Below are 5,260 nucleotides of genomic sequence, written 5' to 3' on the forward strand. Positions count from 1 at the left end.
GTCGGGCTCGGGTTCCCGGCCCGGCGTCATGATGTCGAACCTGCGGATGAGGAAGGTGAACACGACGTAGTACACGACGCCGTAGATCAGCCCGAGCAGCAGGATGCCGGGCAGGTTCTGGGTGTTGGACTTGCTGGCGTTCAGCAGCATGTCGAGCAGGCCGGCGGAGAAGCCGAAGCCGAGCTGCCCGCCGATGAGCGTGGTGAGCGCCATCGCCAGGCCGGTCAGGACGGCGTGCGCGACCAGCAGCGCGGGCGCGACGAAGATGAACGCGAACTCGATCGGCTCGGTGATGCCGGTGACGAACGAGGCCAGCCCGGCCGAGAGCATGATGCCGCCCACCGTGGCCCGGCGGTGCGGGGGCGCGGCCCGCCACATGGCCAGGGCGGCGGCCGGCAGGGCGAACATCATGACGGGGAAGAAGCCGGCCATGAACTGGCCGGAGTGCGGGGCGCCGCCGAAGTAGCAGTTCCAGTCGCCGCCCAGCACGTGACCGCCCACCTCGCACTGCGGCACGACGTACCAGACGACCGAGTTCACGAAGTGGTGCAGGCCGAGCGGGATGAGCAGGCGGTTGATCAGGCCGTAGATGCCGGTGCCGATCGGGCCGATGGCGGCCAGGGCCTCGCCGGCGTGCCGGATCCACTCGCCGAGGACCGGCCAGAGCCAGCCGAACAGCACGCCGAGGAGCAGCGCGACGATGGAGGTGATGATCGGCACGAACCGGCGTCCGCCGAAGAAGGCCAGCCACGGCGGCAGCTTGATGCGGTGGAAGCGCTGCCACAGCAGCGCGGTGACCAGGCCCATCACGATGCCGCCGAGCACCTTGGTGGGGTTCTGCATGCCGTAGTTGATGACCTCTTTGATGCCCTGGTCCTGGACCTGGCGGATGGCCACCGTGTCGCGGATGTCGGAGCCGAAGAACATCACCTTGGTCACCCGGTCGAACACCAGGTAGCCGACGACGGCCGCGAGCGCGGTGGTGCCGTCGGCCTTGCGGGCGAAGCCGATGGCCACGCCCACCGCGAACAGCAGCGGCAGGTTCTGGAAGAGCGCGTCCCCGGCCGCGGCCAGCACCTCGGCGACCTGGCTCATCCACGCCAACCCGGGCACGTCGGCCAGGCCGCCGGGGGCCGGGCCGTTGGAGCCCAGCATGTCGGGCTGCCCGAACCGGAAGAGCAGCGCGGCCGCGGGCAGGGCCGCGATGGGCAGCATCAGCGAGCGGCCCAGCCGCTGGAGCACGTTCATCACGCGTGCGAACGGCGAAGGCCGGGCGGCGGCGGTGGTCTCGTTCACCGGGCGTTCCTCCGGGGGGTGGGAGTCAGGCGGTCCGCCGGGCAGGCCGTCCGGGCCCGGCGGAGTGGCCCTAGCCCCGTCTAACGGGCATTTCGAGGATGGTCCGCAGCTGATAGCGGTCAGCGCGGTAGGTGGACACGCCGAGCTCCGCGCAGACGCCGCCGGAGAAGGACCTGCGCTGGAGCAGCAGCACGGCGCCGCCGCGCGGCAGCTTCAGCAGGTCGGCGTCGCTCGGGTCGGCGATGCCGCCGTCGATGGTGAGCTCGCCGGCGTCCATGACCAGCCCGTAGCGGCTCTCCAGCAGCTCGTACAGCGATTTGTCCGACAGGTCGTCATCAGCCAGATCGGGGGCGAGCTTGACCGGGATGTGTGCCCGTTCGATGGACAGCGGCTCGCCGTCGGCCGTGCGCAGGCGTTCGATGAAGTGCACTTCCTCACCCGGCTGGATCCCCAGCTCCTTGGCCAGGTGGGCGCTGGCCCGCACGATGCGGCGGTCGAGGTCGCGCGAGCCCGGGATCATCCCGCGCGCCCTCATGTCGTCGGTGAACGACGTGAGCTGCAACGCCAGCTCGATCTTGGGCCTGGCCACGAACGTGCCCTTGCCCGGCACGCGGTGCAGGCGGCCCTCGGAGACCAGGTGGTCGACGGCCTGTCGTACGGTCATCCTGGACAGGCCGAACCGCTGGCAGAGCTCCCGCTCGGACGGGATGGCCGCGCCGATGCTGAGCTCGTTGCTGTCAATGAGGTCCAGCAGGATCTCGCGAAGCTGGAAGTACTTGGGCACCGGGCTATCCGGATCGATGTGCGCCACGGATCCTCCCCTCGATCGGCAAAGAAGAAATCTGGATCTGGTGGTGCGGCAGTCTATGGGCAGATTTCTTGTTTGGTGGCCATGGGCTATGGTTCGTACTGGTCTAGTCCGGACTAGACCACATGTCGCGAAAGACGGTCAAGTCCGACACCGTATGAATCGAGGGATGAGCTCAGGATGACCACCAAGATGCGCAGTGAGATCGCCGAGCAGCCGGAAGCGCTGCGGGCCACGCTCGACGCCCTGCTCCCCAGGGTGGGCGAGGTGAAGGCGGTGGGCGAGCAGACTCGCCAGCTGCTGTTCATCGCGCGTGGAACCTCCGACAACGCCGCAGTCTACGGCCGCTACCTGGTCGAGTCCCACGCGGGCCGGATGGGCGCGCTGGCCGCGCCGTCCATCGCGACGACCTACCGGCGCAAGCTCGACCTCGACGGCGTGCTGGCCGTCGCGATCTCCCAGTCGGGCCGGACGGAGGAGATCGTCGAGACCCTGGCCTGGGCCAAGGACTGCGGCGCGAAGACGGTCGGCATCACCAACGGCGGCGAGGACAGCCCGCTCGCCCAGGCGGCCGACGTCGCGCTGTGCACGCTGGCCGGCGAGGAGAAGGCCGTCCCGGCGACCAAGACCTACACCACGCAGCTCGCCGCGCTGGCCGTGCTCGCGCTGGGCCTGGGCGCCGACGTGAACGCCGAGGACCTGCGGCGGGTGCCCGACGCGGTCGAGAAGCTGATCGCCGAGCCGGGCGACCTGGACGCGGTCGTCGAAGGGCTGCTGGACAAGCCGGGCGTGGTGGTGTCCGGACGCGGGCTCGCCTTCTCCACGGCCCTGGAGACCGCGCTCAAGCTCAAGGAGGCCTGCTACCTGCACGCCATGGGCCTGTCCTACGCCGACCTGCTGCACGGCCCGATCGCCGTGGTCGACGCCGACACCCCGGCGCTGCTGGTGGCCGCCGAGAACAGCCCCACGCTGTCCGGCACGGTGGCCCTGGCCGAGCGGGTCGTGGCGGCGGGCGCGGCGGCGTACACGATCGGCGGCGGCGACGCGCTCGCGCAGGCCGGCACGGCCGCGCTGAACGGCCCCGACCTGCCCGAATGGGTGGCGCCGATGGGCCTGATCATCCCCGGCCAGCTCCTCACCGAAGCGCTGGCCCGGCGCCTCGGCATCGACCCCGACTCGCCGCGCGGCCTCAACAAGGTCACGCAGACGGACTGAGCGAGGCACCTCGTTTAGCCTGGTCACGGAGTTGGAACGAGGGAGGACCGGATGGCGGCGGATGTGAATGCGATCATCGCCGGTCTCGGCGGTGCCGACAACATCATCGAGATCGAGCCCTGCATCACCCGGTTGCGCACCGAAGTGCACGACGCGTCCAAGGTCGACCAGGCCGCCCTCAAGGCGGCGGGGGCGCACGGCGTGATGGCCGCGGGGAACGTGGTCCAGGTCGTCGTGGGGCCCGAGGCGGACACGATCGCCAGCGACATCGAGGACATCATCGGCTAAGGGCGAGACCATGACGACTGTTCTCGCCCCGGTCGAGGGGGCGGCTGTGGGGTTGGCCGCCGTGCCCGATCCGGTCTTCTCCGCGGGCATGGTGGGACCGGGAACGGCGATCGACCCGCTGCGGGGGCCCGGCAAGGCCGTAGCCCCCATAGCGGGAAAAATCATGAAACTGCATCCGCATGCCTACGTCATCGTGGGGGACGACGGCAGGGGCGTGCTGGTGCACCTGGGCATCGACACGGTCCAGCTCAAGGGGAAGGGGTTCCAGCTGCTGGCGGCCGAGGGCGACAGGGTCAGCGCGGGGCAGCCCGTGGTGGCGTGGGACCCGTCCGTCGTCGAGGCCGGCGGACGGTCCCCGGTCTGCCCCGTCGTGGCCCTGGACGCCCTCTCGGAGTCGGTGACCGGCATCGTCCAGGGGGCGGTGCACGTGGGGGACGAGCTGTTCACATGGATGTAGACAGCGTCGGCGCGGTCCCCGAGACCGGCGTACGACGCCTCAGCGGCACGGTCGTACCGGCAGAAGACGTCACAATAGGCGTGCCCCCAGCCACGCCGGCGCCCGGCCCGACCGCGAGCGGCCGGCCGCCATTCACGCAAGGGTCCAGCTGGTCTGGACCGGGTACAGAAGGAGAGGCTCATGGGTGAGCGTAAGGTCACGGTCGCGGCGGAGGTGGGTCTGCACGCCCGTCCCGCGGCGACGTTCGTGAAACGGGCCCAGCTGGCCCCGATGGACATCAGCGTCGCCAAGGCCAGCGGCGGCGGGGCCCCGGTCAACGGCAAGAGCATCCTCGCCATCATGGCGCTCGACGTCCGGCAGGGCGAGACCGTCGTGATCACGGCGGAGGGCGACGGCTCCGAGGAGATCCTGGACGAACTGGCCACGATCGCCGGAGCGCCATGAACCTGCGGGGGGTTGGGGTCAGCCCGGGAATCGGGCACGGCCCCGCGTACGTTCTGACCGCCTCTGTGCCCGAACCCCCCGAGGGCAGCACCTACACCGGTGAGGCGGAGCAGGAGAAGGAGCGGGCCTCGGCCGCGCTCTCACGGGTCGCGGGCGAGCTTGAGGCCCGCGGCAACCAGGCGGGCGGCGAGGCCGGGGAGATCCTCAAGGCCCAGGCGCTGATGGCCGAGGACCCCGGTCTGGTGGTGAAGGTCAGGACCCTCATCGACCGGGGCCTGGCCGCTCCCCGGGCGGTCTTCGAGGCGTTCACGAAGTACCGGGACGTGCTCAGCGGGGCCGGCGGCTACCTGGGCGAGCGGGCCGCCGACCTCGACGACATCAGGGACCGGGTGATCGCCCTGCTCACCGCGCACCCGATGCCGGGGCTGCCGGCCGCCCCCGAGGTGCCGTACGTGCTGGTCGCGACCGACCTGGCGCCCGCCGACACGGCCCTGCTGTCCAGGCGGGACGTGGCCGGGTTCGTCACCGAGCAGGGCGGGCCCACGAGCCACACCGCGATCATGGCCCGGGCGATGGGCGTGCCCGCCGTGGTCGCCTGCCCGGGGGCGACCGGCATCCCCGCCGGCGTCCCCGTCCTGGTGGACGGCACGACGGGCGAGGTGAGCCTGGAGCCGTCCGACGACCACGTGGCGGGGGCGCGGGGCGCGGCGGCGGCGAAGCAGGCGGCGATCGGCGCGGCCAAGGGGCCGGGC

General features: G+C 71.2%; 7 protein-coding genes. 5 read left to right on the top strand and 2 right to left on the bottom strand.

Annotated elements, in window-relative coordinates; translation table 11 throughout:
- A partial coding sequence (locus tag ACWCSD_RS47200) for a PTS transporter subunit EIIC (protein ID WP_449925464.1) occupies positions 1-1,296 on the bottom strand: 1,296 nt, incomplete at its 3' end.
- Between the two features lie 70 nt (positions 1,297-1,366).
- On the bottom strand, positions 1,367-2,107 hold the full coding sequence (locus tag ACWCSD_RS47205; protein WP_352349295.1) for a GntR family transcriptional regulator: 741 nt from the start codon (positions 2,105-2,107) through the stop codon (positions 1,367-1,369).
- Between the two features lie 177 nt (positions 2,108-2,284).
- Between ACWCSD_RS47205 and ACWCSD_RS47210 the strand changes: the two genes are divergently transcribed.
- From ACWCSD_RS47210 to ACWCSD_RS47230, 5 genes are all read left to right on the top strand, one after another.
- Positions 2,285-3,319, top strand: coding sequence for an SIS domain-containing protein (locus ACWCSD_RS47210; RefSeq protein ID WP_357970290.1), 1,035 nt, complete (start codon positions 2,285-2,287; stop codon positions 3,317-3,319).
- A gap of 51 nt (positions 3,320-3,370) precedes the next feature.
- Entirely contained in the window at positions 3,371-3,607 is a 237-nt protein-coding gene (locus ACWCSD_RS47215; protein ID WP_352349299.1) for a PTS glucose/sucrose transporter subunit IIB, read from the top strand.
- Between the two features lie 10 nt (positions 3,608-3,617).
- Positions 3,618-4,064 (top strand): PTS sugar transporter subunit IIA, encoded by a 447-nt coding sequence (locus ACWCSD_RS47220; protein WP_357970292.1) that lies wholly within the window; start codon positions 3,618-3,620, stop codon positions 4,062-4,064.
- A 180-nt stretch (positions 4,065-4,244) separates the two neighbouring features.
- Positions 4,245-4,508 carry an HPr family phosphocarrier protein gene (locus ACWCSD_RS47225; protein ID WP_352321677.1) on the top strand — a complete coding sequence of 88 codons (264 nt, stop codon included), beginning with the start codon at positions 4,245-4,247 and terminating at the stop codon, positions 4,506-4,508.
- Positions 4,505-5,260 (top strand): PEP-utilizing enzyme (locus tag ACWCSD_RS47230; RefSeq protein ID WP_449925471.1); only part of this gene is annotated, 756 nt, incomplete at its 3' end. The genes ACWCSD_RS47225 and ACWCSD_RS47230, both read left to right, overlap by 4 nt.

This window comes from Nonomuraea sp. NPDC001684, from assembly GCF_053596515.1.

Bases quoted from the DNA above. Each gene is read 5' to 3' on its own strand.
- ACWCSD_RS47210 (WP_357970290.1), top strand. From the start codon at position 2,285: ATGACCACCAAGATGCGCAGTGAGATCGCCGAGCAGCCGGAAGCGCTG.
- ACWCSD_RS47215 (WP_352349299.1), top strand. From the start codon at position 3,371: ATGGCGGCGGATGTGAATGCGATCATCGCCGGTCTCGGCGGTGCCGAC.
- ACWCSD_RS47220 (WP_357970292.1), top strand. From the start codon at position 3,618: ATGACGACTGTTCTCGCCCCGGTCGAGGGGGCGGCTGTGGGGTTGGCC.
- ACWCSD_RS47225 (WP_352321677.1), top strand. From the start codon at position 4,245: ATGGGTGAGCGTAAGGTCACGGTCGCGGCGGAGGTGGGTCTGCACGCC.